General features: G+C 52.6%; 13 protein-coding genes and 1 tRNA gene. 5 read left to right on the top strand and 9 right to left on the bottom strand.

What is annotated here, in order from left to right; genetic code table 11:
* Positions 1–100 precede the first annotated feature (100 nt).
* Positions 101–1,519, top strand: a complete 1,419-nt coding sequence (locus THS27_RS07175; protein ID WP_246832878.1) for a nicotinate phosphoribosyltransferase — start codon at positions 101–103, stop codon at positions 1,517–1,519.
* Between the two features lie 67 nt (positions 1,520–1,586).
* On the opposite strand, the gene THS27_RS07180 is transcribed toward THS27_RS07175, so the two are convergent.
* The 7 genes from THS27_RS07180 to THS27_RS07210 all read right to left on the bottom strand — a co-directional run bounded on the left by THS27_RS07180 (position 1,587) and on the right by THS27_RS07210 (position 10,383).
* Positions 1,587–1,662, bottom strand: a tRNA-Lys gene (locus THS27_RS07180).
* Positions 1,663–1,781: 119 nt separating this feature from the next.
* On the bottom strand, positions 1,782–2,942 hold the full coding sequence (gene rodA, locus THS27_RS07185; protein ID WP_085589332.1) for a rod shape-determining protein RodA: 1,161 nt from the start codon (positions 2,940–2,942) through the stop codon (positions 1,782–1,784).
* Positions 2,943–4,820, bottom strand: coding sequence for a penicillin-binding protein 2 (gene mrdA / locus THS27_RS07190; protein WP_139835505.1), 1,878 nt, complete (start codon positions 4,818–4,820; stop codon positions 2,943–2,945). It abuts the gene before it with no gap.
* A 293-nt stretch (positions 4,821–5,113) separates the two neighbouring features.
* A complete protein-coding gene (gene mreD, locus THS27_RS07195; RefSeq protein ID WP_085589334.1) occupies positions 5,114–5,629 on the bottom strand; it encodes a rod shape-determining protein MreD in 516 nt (171 codons plus the stop codon).
* The gene (gene mreC, locus THS27_RS07200) at positions 5,626–6,636 is read right to left on the bottom strand and encodes a rod shape-determining protein MreC (RefSeq protein ID WP_085589336.1); all 1,011 of its coding nucleotides are present in this window, start codon (positions 6,634–6,636) and stop codon (positions 5,626–5,628) included. The genes mreD and mreC overlap by 4 nt, the downstream gene beginning before the upstream one ends.
* Before the next feature lie 117 nt (positions 6,637–6,753).
* Entirely contained in the window at positions 6,754–7,794 is a 1,041-nt protein-coding gene (locus tag THS27_RS07205; RefSeq protein WP_085585470.1) for a rod shape-determining protein, read from the bottom strand.
* 1,035 nt (positions 7,795–8,829) lie between these two features.
* On the bottom strand, positions 8,830–10,383 hold the full coding sequence (locus THS27_RS07210) for a 2-isopropylmalate synthase (RefSeq protein ID WP_085589338.1): 1,554 nt from the start codon (positions 10,381–10,383) through the stop codon (positions 8,830–8,832).
* Between the two features lie 686 nt (positions 10,384–11,069).
* Between THS27_RS07210 and THS27_RS07215 the strand changes: the two genes are divergently transcribed.
* Positions 11,070–11,702 carry a LysE family translocator gene (locus THS27_RS07215; protein ID WP_085589340.1) on the top strand — a complete coding sequence of 211 codons (633 nt, stop codon included), beginning with the start codon at positions 11,070–11,072 and terminating at the stop codon, positions 11,700–11,702.
* Positions 11,703–11,890: 188 nt separating this feature from the next.
* Entirely contained in the window at positions 11,891–12,352 is a 462-nt protein-coding gene (locus tag THS27_RS07220; RefSeq protein WP_246832879.1) for a hypothetical protein, read from the top strand.
* A 147-nt stretch (positions 12,353–12,499) separates the two neighbouring features.
* Here the strand turns inward: THS27_RS07220 and THS27_RS07225 are convergent, their stop codons facing one another.
* Complete coding sequence (locus tag THS27_RS07225; RefSeq protein ID WP_085589342.1) at positions 12,500–13,534, bottom strand: hypothetical protein; 1,035 nt, start codon at positions 13,532–13,534, stop codon at positions 12,500–12,502.
* 409 nt (positions 13,535–13,943) lie between these two features.
* Positions 13,944–14,972, bottom strand: coding sequence for a GGDEF domain-containing protein (locus tag THS27_RS07235; protein ID WP_085589346.1), 1,029 nt, complete (start codon positions 14,970–14,972; stop codon positions 13,944–13,946).
* Positions 14,973–15,529: 557 nt separating this feature from the next.
* Here THS27_RS07235 and THS27_RS07240 point away from each other — a divergent pair.
* Together THS27_RS07240 and THS27_RS07245 are read left to right on the top strand one after the other, a co-directional pair.
* Positions 15,530–15,736 carry a cold-shock protein gene (locus THS27_RS07240; protein ID WP_073953794.1) on the top strand — a complete coding sequence of 69 codons (207 nt, stop codon included), beginning with the start codon at positions 15,530–15,532 and terminating at the stop codon, positions 15,734–15,736.
* Positions 15,737–15,862: 126 nt separating this feature from the next.
* Positions 15,863–16,522, top strand: a complete 660-nt coding sequence (locus tag THS27_RS07245; RefSeq protein WP_168184841.1) for a 5-formyltetrahydrofolate cyclo-ligase — start codon at positions 15,863–15,865, stop codon at positions 16,520–16,522.
* The last annotated feature ends 158 nt before the right edge of the window (positions 16,523–16,680 follow it).

The following is a 16,680-nucleotide window of genomic DNA, read 5'->3' on the forward strand; positions in this document are numbered from 1 at the left end:
AATCAATGAGATTTAAGATCCGGTGACATTGCGGTACGTTTCCAACAATTCCTGTTTGCACTCTGACCGTGCAGGGTCCAAAAGCACACATGCTTTTGCTATGAACCGGACCAATGAGGTGGTAATGGGCGCACAGGACCCGATGCGGAATATTTTGCTGAACGTTGACAGCTACAAGGCCAGCCACGCCTTTCAGTACCCGCCCGAAACCCGGTATGTTTACAGTTATATCGAAAGCCGGGGTGGCAAGTGGGACCGGACAGTGTTTTTCGGTTTGCAGATGTTTTTAAAGGAATATCTGTGCACACCCATTACCCGTGAGATGATTGACGAGGCCGAAAGTTTCTGGCGTGCGCATGGGGAACCGTTTTATCGCGCCGGATGGGACCATATTTTGCAAGAATATGACGGTTACCTGCCGGTCGAGATCAAAGCCGCCCCCGAAGGTGAAATTATACCGACCGGAAATGTGCTGCTTACCATCGTTAATACCGATCCCGAATGTTACTGGCTGACATCGGCACTGGAAACGGCCCTGTTGCGTGCTGTCTGGTATCCCACAACAGTGGCGACCAATTCCTGGCACTGCAAACAAATCATTTTGCAATATCTGGATTTAACATCGGATGATCGCGAACAGGTTGCGTTTAAATTGCACGATTTTGGCGCGCGCGGTGTTTCAAGCCTGGAAAGTGCGGCGATTGGCGGTGTTGCCCATCTGGTTAATTTCAGCGGTACAGATACGGTCAGTGGTGTTTTAGCCGCACGCACATATTACAACGAAGACATGGCCGGTTTTTCTATCCCTGCCGCAGAACATTCAACCATGACAGCCTGGGGCCGGGATGGCGAGGCAGCAGCCTATCGCAACATGATCCATCAGTTTGGCGGCGAGGGAAAGCTGGTTGCGGTTGTTTCTGACAGCTACGATCTTTTTAATGCTGTTGATAAAATCTGGGGCGAGGAACTGCGCCAGGAAGTTATCGATAGCGGAGCAACCATTGTCGTGCGACCAGATTCGGGTGACCCCGCTGTGGTGCCGGTGCAATGCGTGGAGCATTTGGGTGAAAAATTTGGCTATAGCCTGAATGGCAAGGGTTACAAGGTTCTTGCCCCGTGTGTCCGGGTTATTCAGGGTGATGGCATTACGATTGATACCATCGGGCTTATTTTGCGCAATCTGGCCGACAATGGCTGGGCGGCGGATAACATCGCTTTTGGCATGGGCGGTGGCCTGCTTCAGCAGCTTAACCGCGATACCCTGAAATTTGCCATGAAATGTTCCGCCGCGCAAATCGGCGGGCAGTGGGTTGATGTTTATAAAGACCCGATCACCGATCATGCAAAACACAGCAAACGTGGCCGTTTGGCGCTGGTGCGTGAAAATGGGAAATATGTAACCGTTGCTGCGGATGACGCAGGGGATCGGGATGTGCTGATACCTGTTTATCGCAATGGAAAGCTACTCTGCGACTGGACTTTCGCCGAAATCCGCGAACGGGCAGCCTCGTCTGCATAAAAAGGCGTAATTTATACCGCAAAAAAACAAAACCCCTGAAAACCATGAAGGTTTTCGGGGGTTTGATTGGTGGGCGCACGGGGACTCGAACCCAGGACCCGCTGATTAAGAGTCAGCTGCTCTACCAACTGAGCTATGCGCCCATCGTAAGATGGGTCACTTGACGGTGCAGGGCATCTATCAAGTGCGGAGCGGGTTATAGCGTTCCTGGCGCGGCCTTGTCCAGATGAATTTGGCGCGAAGGTGATTTTTTACGTTTTTGTTAATGTCGCCCGTCGTCATTGCCCTGCCGGGATATGCGAACATCGCGGTGGATGCTGATGCTCATGAGCAGGCCAAAGCTGACAAGAATGGTCATCATTACGGTGCCACCATAGGACACCAGTGGTAACGGTACCCCCACCACAGGGATAAGGCCCATCACCATCGCAATATTAATGAAGACATACAGAAAGAACGTGGTCGTCACCCCAATGGCAACCAGACGCCCGAATTGGTTGGCACAGCGCAGGGCAATGACATATCCATAGACAATGACCAGCGTATAAAGCAGCAACAGGGCAATGCCACCAACCAGACCAAATTCTTCGCCGAGCATGGTGAAAATGAAGTCGGTTTGTTTTTCGGGCAAAAAGTTAAGGTGGCTTTGCGACCCCAACATAAAGCCCTTGCCGAAAAGACCGCCAGAGCCAAGGGCGATTTTAGACTGGGTAATATGATAACCGGCCCCTAGCGGGTCGTTTTCGGGGTTCAGGAAGGTTAGAACGCGGTTCTTCTGGTAATCACGCAGGAATTGCCAGCCAATCGGTATGGCCGCCAAAGCGCCGCCCAGCACCAGTGCAAATTTCCACATGCGGACACCGGCCAGCCAGAATATAACCCCGCCGCCTGCCACCAGCAGCAATGCGGTGCCAAGGTCGGGCTGGCGTAAAACCAGGGCCGCCGGGGCTAAAACCATTAACAGGGGCGGAATCAGCAGGGGGATACGCCCGGTTTCCTCTATTGTCAGGCCGTGAAAATACCGCGCCAGCGATAGCACCAGCGAGATTTTCATCAATTCAGAGGGCTGGAGCTGGAAAAAGCCCAGATTGATCCAGCGTTGTGCGCCCATGCCGATATCGCCCTTGATCTCCACACCAACCAGCAGGATGAGCGAGATTACATAGGCAGCATAGGACATGCGTAACCAGATGCGAATATCGGTCAGGGCAATCAGGATCATTAATGTCAGCCCGGCGGCAAAGCGCATCATTTGGCGTTCGGCCCAGGGTTGCAACGACCCGTTCGCGGCCGAATACAACATGGCAAAGCCGATACCCGACAGAATGCACAGCAAAAGCACCAGCGTCCAGTTCATCAATAACAGACGGCGCCCCAATGGCACATAGTCGGGATCCTGGCCGATGCGATAGCGGGATGCCATTTAGCTTTCCTGTTTTTTTGTCGTTGTCCGCAGGATTTGCGATGCTGACTGGATATTGACGGCGGAAACACCCGGGCGACTGGATTTAAGTTCCTGGGCCTTGGTAAGCAGGTCGCGGGCAATCGGGGCGGCAACGCCTGAGCCCGACCCGCCATGTTCAACAACGACGGCACAGGCATAGCGCGGGTTTTCAACCGGGGCAAAAGCAATAAACAGGGCATGGTCGCGGTATTTCCATGGCAAATCATCATTGCCGATAATGCCTGTCTGGCGTTCGTGCATGGAAATACGGCGAACCTGGCTGGTGCCGGTTTTGCCGGCCATTTCCAGCCCTTTTATTTTGATGCGCGACCGGTACGCCGTTCCCCGAAGCTCGTTGGTGACGCCGTTCATACCATCGTGAATATGTGCCAGATGGGCGCGTGAAACCCCAAGATCCGGGAATTCGGCATCGTTACGTGCGGCAATCTCGTCGGGGGCAACATGATCGCGCGTTAAATGCGGGGTAACGGCCTTGCCCGAGGCAAGCCGTGCCGTCATGGTTGCCAGTTGCAACGGGGTTGTCAGAACATAGCCCTGGCCGATTGAACAAATAAGGGTTTCACCGCCCTGCCAGCGTTTGCCAAGCTGGGTTTCTTTCCATTCCTTTGTCGGAATCAGGCCGCTGCGTTCAGATGGCAGGTCGACACCGGTTGGATCCCCCAGGCCAAGACGCTTTGCCATGGCGGCAATTTTGTCGATGCCCAGTTTTTGCGACAGTTCGTAATAATAAACGTCGCAGGAATGTTTCATCGAGTCATGCATGTTGACCCAGCCATGCCCGCCCCGTTTCCAGCAGTGAAACCGGGCATTGCCCAAATCCAGATGGCCGGGGCAGAAAAACCGCTGTTCGGGTGTAATCACCCCGGCTTCAAGGGCCGCCAGTGCCACACAGGTTTTGAAGGTGGAACCGGGCGAATAGGTGCCGTTGATCGCCTTGTTCGACAGGGGCGAATATTCGTTGTTAATCAGGCTATCCCACAATTTATGCGAAATACCATTGGTGAAGCTGTTGGGGTCGTAAGTGGGGTGGGATGTCATGGCAAGAACATCGCCATTGTAAACATCCATCACCACTGCTGCCGCACTTTCATGTTCGGCAAGGCGCTGGTTGGCAAAGCGTTGTAGTTCAATATCAAGGGTTAAAACAACGGTTTCACCACTTTGGCCTTCTTCGCGGTCCAGCTCGCGGATGACACGGCCCAGGGCATTGACTTCTACCTGGCTGGTGCCTGCACGGCCGCGCAAAGACATATCGTAGGTTTTTTCTATGCCGCTTTTGCCAATGCGAAATCCTGGCAGTTCCAAAAGCGGGTCGCCGGTAAGCTCTTTTTCCGCAACGGCGGCAACATAGCCCAGTGTATGGGCCAGGTGCGGCCCTTCAGGGTAATCACGCGACCGGCCTGCATCAATGATGATGCCGGGCAAATCGGGGGCATTGACACCCACCCGTGCCACTTCGTCCCATGTCAGGTTATCGCGCACGGTAACGGGCACAAAAGATCTGCGGCGCTGTACATCGCCTTCAACCCGATCGATTGTTTCAGGGTCAATTTCGATGATTTGTGACAGAACCGTCAGGGTTTTGCGGACATCAGGGCTTTGTTCGCGCACAATCAGGATATGGTAATTTTGCCGGTTAATGGCCAGCGGTGCGCCGAAGCGGTCGGTAATGATGCCGCGCGGTGGTGGCAATAACCGGTGTGATATCCGGTTATCATCAGCCAGCGTGGAATATCGGTTACTTTCCATGACCTGAAGATAATACATGCGTGCTGCAAGACCGGTCAGCAACACACCCTGACCCGCGCCGAGCATAATGGCGCGGCGGGTAAACATGCGATATCTGTCTGAATCTCGGTGCCACATCGATGGGTCAATGTCCGTGTTCGGCTGCGATATGTAAAAGACATGCCGCGTGGAAAGAAAAGTCGGTATTTTATCGGGACCGGCACGGCTTGCAAACTGTTCTGCCAGCATCGGTACGGCTTTTACCGCACGGAATATGCCATCATCGGTGTGACATCAAGCTGGCTGATACAATTGGGCCATGTCGGGCAACATTGTCTGGTTTTATGGTTCAGATGGTGCGGTTCAGATCGTGCAGTTTGTATTTAATCACCGGGTCGCGATCAAAGATTCCGAAGCAGGCCGTTCTGGATGCGGACCAAAATCCATGCGACCAGTGGAAACATGCCTGCTGTTATAAGATAACTAATCACCAAAGGCTGGAATGGCAACAGCGCACCTGTCAAAGCGGAGCTAAATAACCACTGCAGCAGAAAAGCCGGTAGCGACACAATGGTAAATCCCCACCACATAACGGTGAAGGCCTTGTTATGAAAAAAGCGCCCCTGATTGGCACTGACCGATTGCACCAACAAAAAGACCAGCGAACTAACGCCCAAAGGCAGCCCGGTAAGCAAATCCTGTATAAGGCCCAGCATAAATGCCGCCAGCCCGGTTAGCAGGTCCGGACGGTTTACCGACCAGTAAAACACTGCCATCAGCGTCAGGGCAGGGGTAACATCGGCCAGTTTCGGGATGCTGTAGGGCAAAAGCCCTATTAACAGCAAAACAAAAACACTAAATGCCGGAACCGTTGATCGTGCAATGACGTCAAGGCGTTGCCATACGCCAGGTTTCACGGCCTGGCGCCTGGTGTGCCAGACGGCGACGGTGAGAATGTGGGTGGTTCAGGCATGGCGGGTTCATCTGATGCGGGGCCCACACCAACGCCCGTAGGCAAGGAGGCCGCGTGGCCCGATGTGCCCTGATCAAGATGGGGCATGGAATGCAGGGCATCCGGGTCTTTGAGGATACCTGCCAGCCCGTAATTGACGACACGCAAATATTCAACCTGATGGCGGCGAAATAACGGGGCGACCCGTACGGCATTTTCTGAAACCGACGATACAATTCCCACTGGAATACCCGGTGGAAAAGCCCCGCCATGGCCCGATGTCAACACCCGGTCGCCCGGGGCAACGGTGGCATCGGCGGTTAAAAATGTTAACAGGGGGCGATCGGTATTATCCCCTGACAAAAACGCGCGATCACGGCTGTTTTCAATCATGACAGGGATGCGCGAATTGATATCGGTAATAAGCAAAACCCGCGATGCCTGATACCCGGCATCGGCGATACGGCCAATTAACCCTTCGTCCGAAAGAACAGCTTGCCCCTTAAGAACACCGTCACGGGTGCCTGCACTGATCATCATGCTATGCGCAAAGGCACCGCCCATATCGGCGATAACGCGCGCGCTGACTTCGTGTTGCGAGGGCGGGTTGGCGTAATGGCTTAGTTCGCGCAGGCGACTGTTTTCATAGGTCAGGTTGCGGGCAACCTGCTGCCATGCCAGCAATTCGCGGTTCTGTTCGCGCAGGCGCAGGTTTTCTTCGTAAAGGCTGGCGAAACTTTCAATGCGGGTGGTTACGTCATCAATGCTGGCTGCCGGACGCGACGCCAGATTCATGAAAGGTGAAACCAGATCGACGGCTGCCCCGCGAATGCGTTCGATTAAAACGGTGTCGGCTTTACCCAGCAACATCAGGGCAAAACAGGACACAATCAGTAAAATGAACGCAAAGCGATGAAGCGCCGTACGGATCGGCGAAAAAATGCGCTGTTGTGGGCCACCGTGCTGAGCCACTTTTTTCCCCGTATTCCCCGCGTGTCGTCAAAAGTCCAGGTCACGACCGATAATAATAAAAACGCCGAGTCGCGTCCAGTAAGGATGCGGCCCGGCGATGATTTTCTCACACAAACCTTAATAGGCAGTGTGCAACACGTTCCGCAGCATTTTCTTTTCTTCCAGTGCGCGGCCCGTACCGAGCGCAACACATGAAAGCGGATCGTCAGCAATGGATACCGGCAGGCCGGTTGCATGACGCAGAACGTAATCAAGGTTGCCCAGCATTGCGCCACCACCGGTCAGAACAATGCCTTTGTCGACAATGTCGGCGGCCAGTTCGGGCGGGGTTTGTTCCAGCGCGACCTTGACGGCCTCGATAATCGCTGAAACAGGTTCGGCAAGGCTTTCGGCAATCTGGCGTTCGGAAATCAGAAGTTCCTTAGGTACGCCATTCATCAGGTCGCGACCACGGATTTCCATGGTTGCGCCATCGCCATCGTCAGGCGCACAGGCAGAACCAATTTCCTTTTTAACCCGTTCAGCCGTGCTTTCGCCGACCAGAAGGTTATGGGTGCGACGGATATAAGCGATGATCGCTTCGTCCATTTTGTCGCCACCAACCCTTACGGAACGGGCATAAACGATACCGCCCAATGACAGAACAGCCACCTCGGTGGTGCCGCCGCCAATATCAACAACCATCGAACCTGTTGGTTCCGTCACCGGAAGACCGGCGCCAATTGCTGCCGCCATTGGTTCGTCGATCAGCCATACCTTACGTGCGCCCGCACTTTCAGCACTTTCCTGAATGGCGCGGCGCTCAACAGCGGTGGAACCAGAAGGAACACAGATGATGACTTCCGGGCTGGCAAAGCTCCGACGGTTATGCACTTTGCGAATGAAATGTTTGATCATTTCTTCGGCAATGTGGAACTCGGCGATAACGCCGTCCCGTAACGGGCGAATAGCCTGAATATATCCAGGGGTACGGCCCAACATCAACTTGGCTTCTTCGCCAACCGCGAGAACCTGTTTTTTACCTTTCTCGTCGGTGATTGCAACAACCGATGGTTCGTTCAGGACGATGCCGCGTCCTTTGACGTAAACCAGCGTGTTGGCGGTACCAAGATCGACCGCCATGTCGGAGGATAATAGCCCAAGCAGTTTGGAAAACATTCCTGCCCTATGCCCCGGTAATAGAAAACTTTTAAACGCGAATGTATCGCTCTAGATAGCGCAGCGAGAGCGCCTATGCACGAATAAACTGCAACGGATTGCGGAATAGTTAAGGACGGCTCTGCCTTTCACGTGCTTAACGTGAATTTGCCCCGAATGACCAGCGCAAAGGTGGATAACGGATTGGCGCGGGAACGATATTCAATTTAAGATTGTGTTTACGGAGTGTGTTTTTTTATTGGCGGTTCCAAAAATGTTACAGACTCGTAAAAAGCATCCGAATCGCCTCAAACAGGGTTGGTTGTCGGCTTTCGGAGAAAGATGAAGGTGTTCTCCAAATTTCATCAGTTTTAGCTGTTATATGAAAAACATTGAAAAACTGCGATTTTAGAGTGCTTCTTCTTTTCATTCCTGCCAGGCGCTGAATGCTGACAGTTGAAAAAGGGGGCTGAAGAATTTTTCAGGCGCATTAACAATCAAATGAGGGGTGAACTGGTTGTAATGCTGTGCCATTTGGGCGGATGACGGTGTGTTTTGCTCTTTTGCATTTCAACATGTTTTCAACTTCTGGTCGTTGACTGGCGCGACGGAGGATTTCTGGCAAGAAGTGCGTACTTGACTGTCTTTGGTGTGAAAACTGGATAAAGTTTTTCTGCAATCTCACAGGCTTGTCCGACACATGAAAAAAGCGTGATGTTGAAGGCTGAATTTAGCAGGGAGTGATTGCCCGGATTTTTCGCAGCCTGCAAAACCAGCAGATAGGATGTAAGGCGAATGGTCTCTGTGCTATTTTACCGTCGTCTGGCAGGCCGGGTTTGGGGAAATCTGGTTATTTGCGCGGGTTGTTGCGCGCTTTGTGTGCGTTATGATTGCGAAGGCCGGTAAATAATTTGCGCCCCTGACCAGGTTAAAATGCGATTCGCCGGGCGTTATATTGGTCTGCACAGGGGCATGTCATTGCATTCACGCAAAAGGGGCGACCCGGTAAGGTCACCCCTTGATAGATTAAGCAGGATTAGAGCCAGCGTCGTCCGATCAGGACGCCATGGCGTCCGGTGCGGTTTTCTGGCTTTTCAGGATCAGCTTGTTCACTGCGGTGACATAGGCCATGCAGGACGCCACAACAGTGTCGGTGCTAGATGCATTGCCGATAACGGTGCGGCCATCGCCTTCCAGCTTGACGGTTACCTGTGCCTGGGCGTCCGTGCCTTCGGTGACGGCATGCACCTGATAAAGTTTCAACTGCCATTCGTTGTGCGGGTAAATTTCCTGAATGGCATTGAAGGTGGCATCAATCGGGCCATCGCCGGTGGTTTTGGCGGTTTTGGTTTCGCCGTTAACGCTCAGTTCCAGTTCGGCAACCTGCGGGCCTTTGGAGCCACAAATAACGCCCAGCGAAACGAATTTGATGTGTTCATTGTCGCGCAGGCCGTCATCTACCAGGGCGACGATATCGTCGTCATAGACTTCTTTTTTCTTGTCGGCCAGTTCCTTGAAACGGTCAAAGGCATCCTGAATGGCGTTGTCGCCCATTTCGGCAAAGCCCAGTTCTTTCAGCTTTTCCTTGAAAGCATGGCGACCGGAATGTTTGCCCATTACCAGACTGGATTTGTTCAGGCCGATGCTTTCGGGTTTCATGATTTCATAGGTTTCGGCGTGCTTCAAATAGCCGTCCTGATGAATGCCACTTTCGTGGGCGAAGGCGTTGGCACCAACAATGGCTTTGTTGGGCTGTACGACAAAACCCGATACCGCCGAGACCAAACGCGACGCATTCATGATTTTGGTGGAATCCAGCCCGGTCGAAAATGGCATAACGTCATTGCGGGTTTGCAATGCCATCAGGATTTCTTCCAGTGCAGCATTCCCGGCCCGTTCGCCCAAACCGTTAATGGTACATTCGATCTGGCGAGCACCTGCCTGAACAGCGGCCAGCGAGTTGGCAACCGCCAGCCCCAAATCGTTGTGGCAATGAACCGACAGAATCGCCTTGTCGATATTGGGGACCCGGTTAAACAGCATTGTCATCAGGTCGGCATATTCGCGCGGGGTGGTATAGCCAACGGTGTCGGGGATATTGATGGTGGTGGCGCCGGCATCAATGGCGGCTTCAACACAGCGACACAAAAAGTCGTGCTCGGTACGCGATCCGTCTTCGGCAGACCATTCAACATCGTCGGTAAAGCGTCGTGCGAAGGCAACGCTTTCGCTGACTTTTTCCAATACCCGTTCCGGTTCCATCTGCAATTTGTATTTCATGTGCAGCGGGCTTGTGGAAATGAAGGTGTGGATACGTTTGTTTTCTGCCGGGATCAGGGCTTCGCCAGCCCGTTCAATGTCGCCTTTGGTGGCACGCGCCAATGAACAAATGGTCGGGCCTTTAACTTGTTTGGCAATTTCATTGACGGATCGGAAGTCACCGTTTGAGGCGATGGCAAAACCGGCCTCGATCACGTCGACCTTCAATTCGGCCAGAGCATGGGCAACACGCAGTTTTTCATCGAGTGACATGGACGCGCCGGGGGACTGTTCGCCGTCACGCAGGGTGGTGTCAAAAATGATGACGCGGTTGTCTTGAGAACTTACCATAGCTTCGTTTCCTGTCTTGGTTGGGCCGAAACGCCCGTAATGCTTTGTTTATTTCTGGAAATTCAATGCGGGCCTGAAATGCGGCGCGACTGGTTCCCCTGAGCTGCGAGGCGCACATCCCGATTTGCGGGTGCGGGGGCCTCGGGTGGAACGCTCAGGGGCGGGTAAGTCGTAGCGACCCGCGAGCGGCACAACCTAGAAGACCCGATAGGATAATCGCATCAGACATAATCGCACGGCCATGTGCCGAACCGGCCATGGCGCCTTTGGCGCGATTGATGTGAGAGGTCTGATTTGCGAACATCGGTCTTCGATCAGGTGAAAGCACAGTTTGTTTGAGGACCCAATCTTGACGTCATGGGCGTACAGGTCAAGTAATTTTTGAACCTGATGTGCGTATTTTTTAACTGTTTTTGCCAAAACACCAAAATGCCGCAGGGACCAATGGCAATACCGGACGATACCATATGGGGGAGAAGGCCCTGTTTGCAGCCAGTGTGCCGGGGGGGGGGAGCGAAAATCGGGCAGAGTTTGACAGGAGTATTTTATAGGTACGCCGGATCGTTCAGAATAAGAAGTCATATGGATATGTGAAAAAGTTCATCATATTGTGCCATGCGGGCAATTGGCTAACGGGTTTAGTTGGTATATGCGGGGGAATCTGTTTTGTTATCTTGGATAAAAAAATGAACCTGTCGCTTCTAGCAGCGTTTGTGCCGACGGCATTTTTCGTTTCGATCACCCCCGGCATGTGCATGACCCTGGCCCTGACCATGGGCATGACCATTGGTGTGCGCCGAACAATGTGGATGATGGCGGGGGAACTGGTTGGTGTCGCAATTGTCGCGGTTTCGGCGGCCCTCGGCGTTGCCACGATCATGCTGGAATATCCGGCAGTATTTGTCGTTTTCAAATATGCCGGCGGGGCCTATCTGGTGTTTCTGGGCGTGCAAATGTGGCGATCGCGCGGGCGCATGGCACTGTCATTTGATAATGCCAACATGGCCGCGTCGGGCAAAATGGCAACGCCGGTGGCCCTTGCCAGTCAGGGGTTTGTCACGGCCATAGCCAACCCCAAGGGCTGGGCATTTATGATTTCGCTGTTGCCGCCTTTTATTCATGTTGAACAGCCTGTTTTGCCGCAACTTTCAATCTTGGTGGCGATTTTGCTGGTGTTCGAACTTGCTTCGCTGGTGATGTATGCGTCTGGTGGCAAATCGTTGCGAAATTTTCTGGAAAAAAGCGGAAACGTCCGCATTTTGAACCGCATTGCGGGCACGTTAATGATTGGTGTCGGTGTGTGGCTGGCAAGCAGCTAGCGGGATTTGCAGTAAATTCTTGCCGATACCAGTGTGCAAGTGATGTGCGATAGCAGCATCGTTGATGTTCAGGATGCTTTTTTCGCTATCGTGCAAAGGTCGCCATTGATGGTATGGCGTTTTGGTTGCCGGCGTTGTATCAAAATAGAATAGACTTTCCATATAGTTGATATTTTGGTCCGGGGTCTGTGAGTGATAAATTTGGCCATGTCATGCTTTGGGGCGCAATGGGCCAGGGCACATCATGGCAAGACGGGCCGGGACATGACCTTGAACTGGCGCAAGATGCCACGATGGTATTGATCGCCCAAAAGCCGGGAAAGAGCAAAAACATGCGTGAGCTGCGCTGCATTATTTTCGAAAATGTCGAAATTATAAGGGCCATTACCGGGCACCGTCGCCGTACGGGAAAGCCTTTACCGCCGGGCCAGCTTGGCAAACTTAAAATCAGTACCAGTCCTGAAATTGTCGTAACGCTTGAACTTCTCCCCGACGATGGGCATTCCCTGTTCATTCCCTCGTCAGGGGCAGAGCTTGCGGCGGCCCTGATTGCCTATTGCATTGATTTGCGCGTGCCAATGCCTGCGTCCGCCCAAAAGGCGTTGACGGTGCTTGATGGTCATATCGCCCTGAAAATTACCAAGGTCTGATATTTGTGCCATCGCCTGGCCGTGCGATAACGCCAAAATGCAAACCCCGCCAACCGGTTGTATCGTTGGCGGGGTTTTTGTTGGCAGGTAATTTATGTGGCTGAAGCCGCCCTGCTTTTCGGCGGTCTTGCGGGGTATTCCGGCCCATTACCACTGCATCATTTTGCCCTTAAGGGCGTTCATGCGTTCTTTTTCATCCTTGAAATGCTGGCCCGATGCAATGCCATCCTGCACCTTGGTCATCATCAGCCATTCCTTGACCTTCATAAAGCGCGGTGCCAGGAACTGATAGGTATCGCGGACCAGCCTTACCGTATCGGGTGCGCGTTCCGGGGTCAGGGCTGCCCATTGTTCAAACAGGGGTTCCCAGGCGCGCAGGCGGCGGAACAGGTCGTCGCGTTTGGTGCGAATATATTGGCGTTGCGTTGTGAAATTGCGCAGAACCGACATGATTTCACCGGTATTGGCGTCAATTTCATCAAAGGATGCCTCAAACTGTTTCATGGCATCGTCAATCAGGCGGATCACCTGTGTGACTGTTTCAAGAACACCCTTTTCATGGGCATAAATCCGGCGCAATTCCTGTAATTTGGTGTTCACCATTTGAACCATGCGGTATTTTTCGCGCAGGGTTTCAATATAGGCCAACTCGTCGGCAACCTGATGGACCAGATTGATCACTTCTTCGCGGTTTTCCTTGCCCATGCCCAGCTTTTCCGAAACCTCGTCAAAGGCTTCGTTGATTTTGCGTTTGGTGGTTGGGTCTTCTGCAATTTGCAGCAGCTTTTCCGGGTCGGTGATCAGTTCTTCACTGCCAGACATCCAGGTGACCAGCTGCATGGTGACGCGGTTATAGGCGATCTGGCGGTGGTTGTTGTCAACCGGCCATGATGCTTCGCCCGTCAGAACTTCCAGCGGCAGATCGTCGCCGGGGCGCAGCACATTGATAAAATCCAGTGCCTTGTCGACAAGGCCGATCAATTCGCCATCGTTGGATTCTTCATCAATGCCAAATTCGCGGCAAACGGCACGCAGTGGCAGGGAAACGGTGGAGCCTTCGCTCATTTTCAGAATAAACAGCGATTCGCGCGAAATATCGGATTTCTGAAAATGGCATTCGTCGAATGTTCGGAAAATTTTGTGCTGGAGGTCCAGTTTGCGTTCGCGTATCTGCTTGGTCATTGTGCTGGTTCCGCCCGTTCAAGGCCTGTCATTGCAGACGCCGCTCGTAATGTTTTTGCCTGTTGGGGCATGTTTTTGTTCTGTAGGGCCAAATGGTACATAAACATCATACCGGATCAAAAATACCTTGTTCGTATGATAGTTTGCAATCGCCATATTTTCAAATCTGCCCCTTCGTCATCGTAACATGCCTGATAACATTTATGATGCGCCGTGCTTTGATCTATATGGGGATGTTAACGGCAAAAGCCATAAAGACCTGTCATGATCAAACATGGCGTTTGATGACGGGGCAAGCTGAATTTTTTGCACGCGCAATATCCGGGCGGCATTGCGTGCCATTTTCAGGTGGAAGACATGCAAAGGTGCTCAGGGCAAACAGAAAGGCGTTTGGCCGGGTTTTCGGGGTTTAATCCAGGCGAATGCAGGTGTTTCGGCCCGCCTGTTTGGCCCGATACAGGGCTTCGTCGGCGCGATCGATAAATTCCAGAATATTTTCACCCAGTTTCAGGCCGCTTAAACCGATTGAAACCGTTAGCTGGCCAAAATCCTTGCCGGTCTTTTTATTGCGAATACGCCGGGAAGATACATTCTGACGCAGTTTTTCAGCCAGTTTTTCGGCGTTGTCCGGTGTTGTTTCGGGCAGGATGATGGCAAATTCCTCGCCGCCGTACCGTGCAACGGTATCGGCCCCTTTGGTTGAATTAACCAGGACCCGGGCGACTTCCTTTAACACGCCGTCGCCGGCGCGATGGCCGTAATTGTCGTTAAAATGTTTGAACCGGTCGATATCAATCATCAGCAAGGTTAACGGGTGACCGGTTTCCATGCTGTTGGTAACGGCTTCACGCAAGGACGCGTCAAACATTTTACGATTGGCAATGCCGGTCAGGGTGTCGGTCAGGGCATCGCGGCGCACCAGCTCAAGTTCATTGCGAACCCGGCGAACTTCACCGTGATACTGCTCCAGTGATCCCTGAAAATTAACGCAGCGCTGACGGGTGTTCTGGGTGGTGTCAACCAGACCGGTGGTGATGCCGCGCACCTCTTCCACTGTGATGTCTTCGTCCTGAAACCGGGTTGCTGCATCATCAAGATGAGAGCAAAAATCCTCGGTTTCGCGTAACACTTCATCAACAGCATCTTCAACCCGCTCAACAGCGGCCTGCAACCCGGCAACGCCTGCTGTCAGTTGTTTGTCGACAGCGGCAACACCCAGATATTTATGATATAACCGATAAACAGTTTCTTCGTTCAAATCCTGCGTATTACGCACAAGCACCCGAATGATCTGGCTCAGTTCGGAAATCTCGTCAGCAAGATAAGCGTAAAATACGTGAAACACCTGCGGGGTCGGTTGCAGGTTCAGGTCCGCAATCATGGACATGACGTTTTGTGCGATGTCACGGGGGTTGGCAATCTTCGTCGCTGCGGTCACTTGATAATTATCCGATCCGGTATCCCATAAATTCAGTTTGGCTCTAAATCCCGCAGCGCTCGTGTATACGCAAAATAATGTCCTGTTACGGCGCAGGCCGATAACATTTGCACCTTGCAAACAAGCCAGCCGCCAGACTTATAAAATTTTGTCCACCCGAACTTATTGCACTCTTCTTGAGGCTATTGCAATTCCTCATCATCGATATGGGCAGGGGTTTTAGACACATAAGCGTTTTCACAATATACTAAAGTATATAAAATTCATCGTTTAGTGGGTTCTGATCTATCAGAAAGACTAGGTGCAGAGGCGAGAAAAGAGTTAAGACCTATTCTAAAGAACTATCAGAAGAAAAGAATCCTTAATATATGATTTCGTTGCGTGAGAGGCGTTTTTCGCGTAATTATTGAAACAATGCAGTGTTTCAGAGGATGGGCTGCTTGCCTTCTGGTTGAGGAAAAGCAGCTTTTATCCGGACGTGATGGTGCAGGGACTTCGCAATAATGCCCTTCTTGGGCGAAGGGCATGCATATCAAAACTTAAGGACGACTACTGATATGGCTACCGGAACGGTTAAGTGGTTCAACGCGACCAAGGGATATGGCTTCATTACCCCGGACGAAGGTGGAAAAGATGCATTCGTGCACATCACCGCGGTTCAGCGCGCTGGACTCCAGGGTCTTGATGAAGGCCAGAAGATTCAGTTCGAGCTGATTGAAGGTCGCAACGGCCGCATGTCGGCGGAAGATCTTGCTCTCCTCTAATATCGATTTGGATTGCAGCATTGCTGACAAACCGTTAACGCGCCGGTCACCGGCGCGTTAATCGTTTTTGGCGGGGTTTGTTGTATATGTATGGCGTTCAGCCCCCAAAACATCACGAGCCATCCCATGTCGCAACATAATCGTTTTCCTGACAGTGAGCCGTCTGATCGGGGCTTTCCACCGGCTCCGGCACAAAATAGCGACGCCGCCGCATTTTCCGTCTGGCGCCAACAGGTGCGCGATGCCCTGTTAAAGTCACGGGCAAACATGCCTGTAACAAGCCGAATTGCAGCACAGAAATGCATCAGCCAGAAGCTGGCAGATATTCTTGCCACGTCGGAAATGGTGCCGGAAAAAAGCTGTGTCGGGTTTTACTGGCCGGTACAGGGGGAAATTGATGTTCGCAATGTTATTGTCGGCCATATTGCCCAGGGTGGGTCGGCTTGCCTGCCGGTTGTTGTTGCCCGTCACCAGCCCATGGTTTTTCATCGCTGGACGCCGCAAACCACAATGAAAGCCGGCTTTGCCGGCATTGATGTTCCTGCGCACGCGGATCCGGTTTTGCCCGATGTTATTCTGGCGCCGCTGGTGGGGTTTGATCGTAATGGGTATCGTCTGGGCTATGGCGGCGGTTTTTTTGATCGCACCCTGGCCGCGTTTAACCATCGGCCGGTGGTTATTGGCGTCGGGTTTGCCTCTGCCCGGTTAAACAGCATCTTTCCCCATCAATATGATGTGCCGGTGGATATTCTGATTACTGAAACCGGCATGTCCCGCTTTTCCTGAAAGGAAGGCGGGGCTGCGAACCGCGAACTTGCGGTGGCCGGTTATTATCCCTTGCCGGGCAGTGGATGATAATGTGGGTGTGTACAGGGTTGGGGTGGTTGTTGTCTGCAAACCAAACAGGCGCGCCGGGGCCCGCCGCGCCCTTGTTTTTGTCGGTT

This window comes from Thalassospira sp. MCCC 1A01428 (assembly GCF_002115825.1).
Classification (GTDB): domain Bacteria; phylum Pseudomonadota; class Alphaproteobacteria; order Rhodospirillales; family Thalassospiraceae; genus Thalassospira.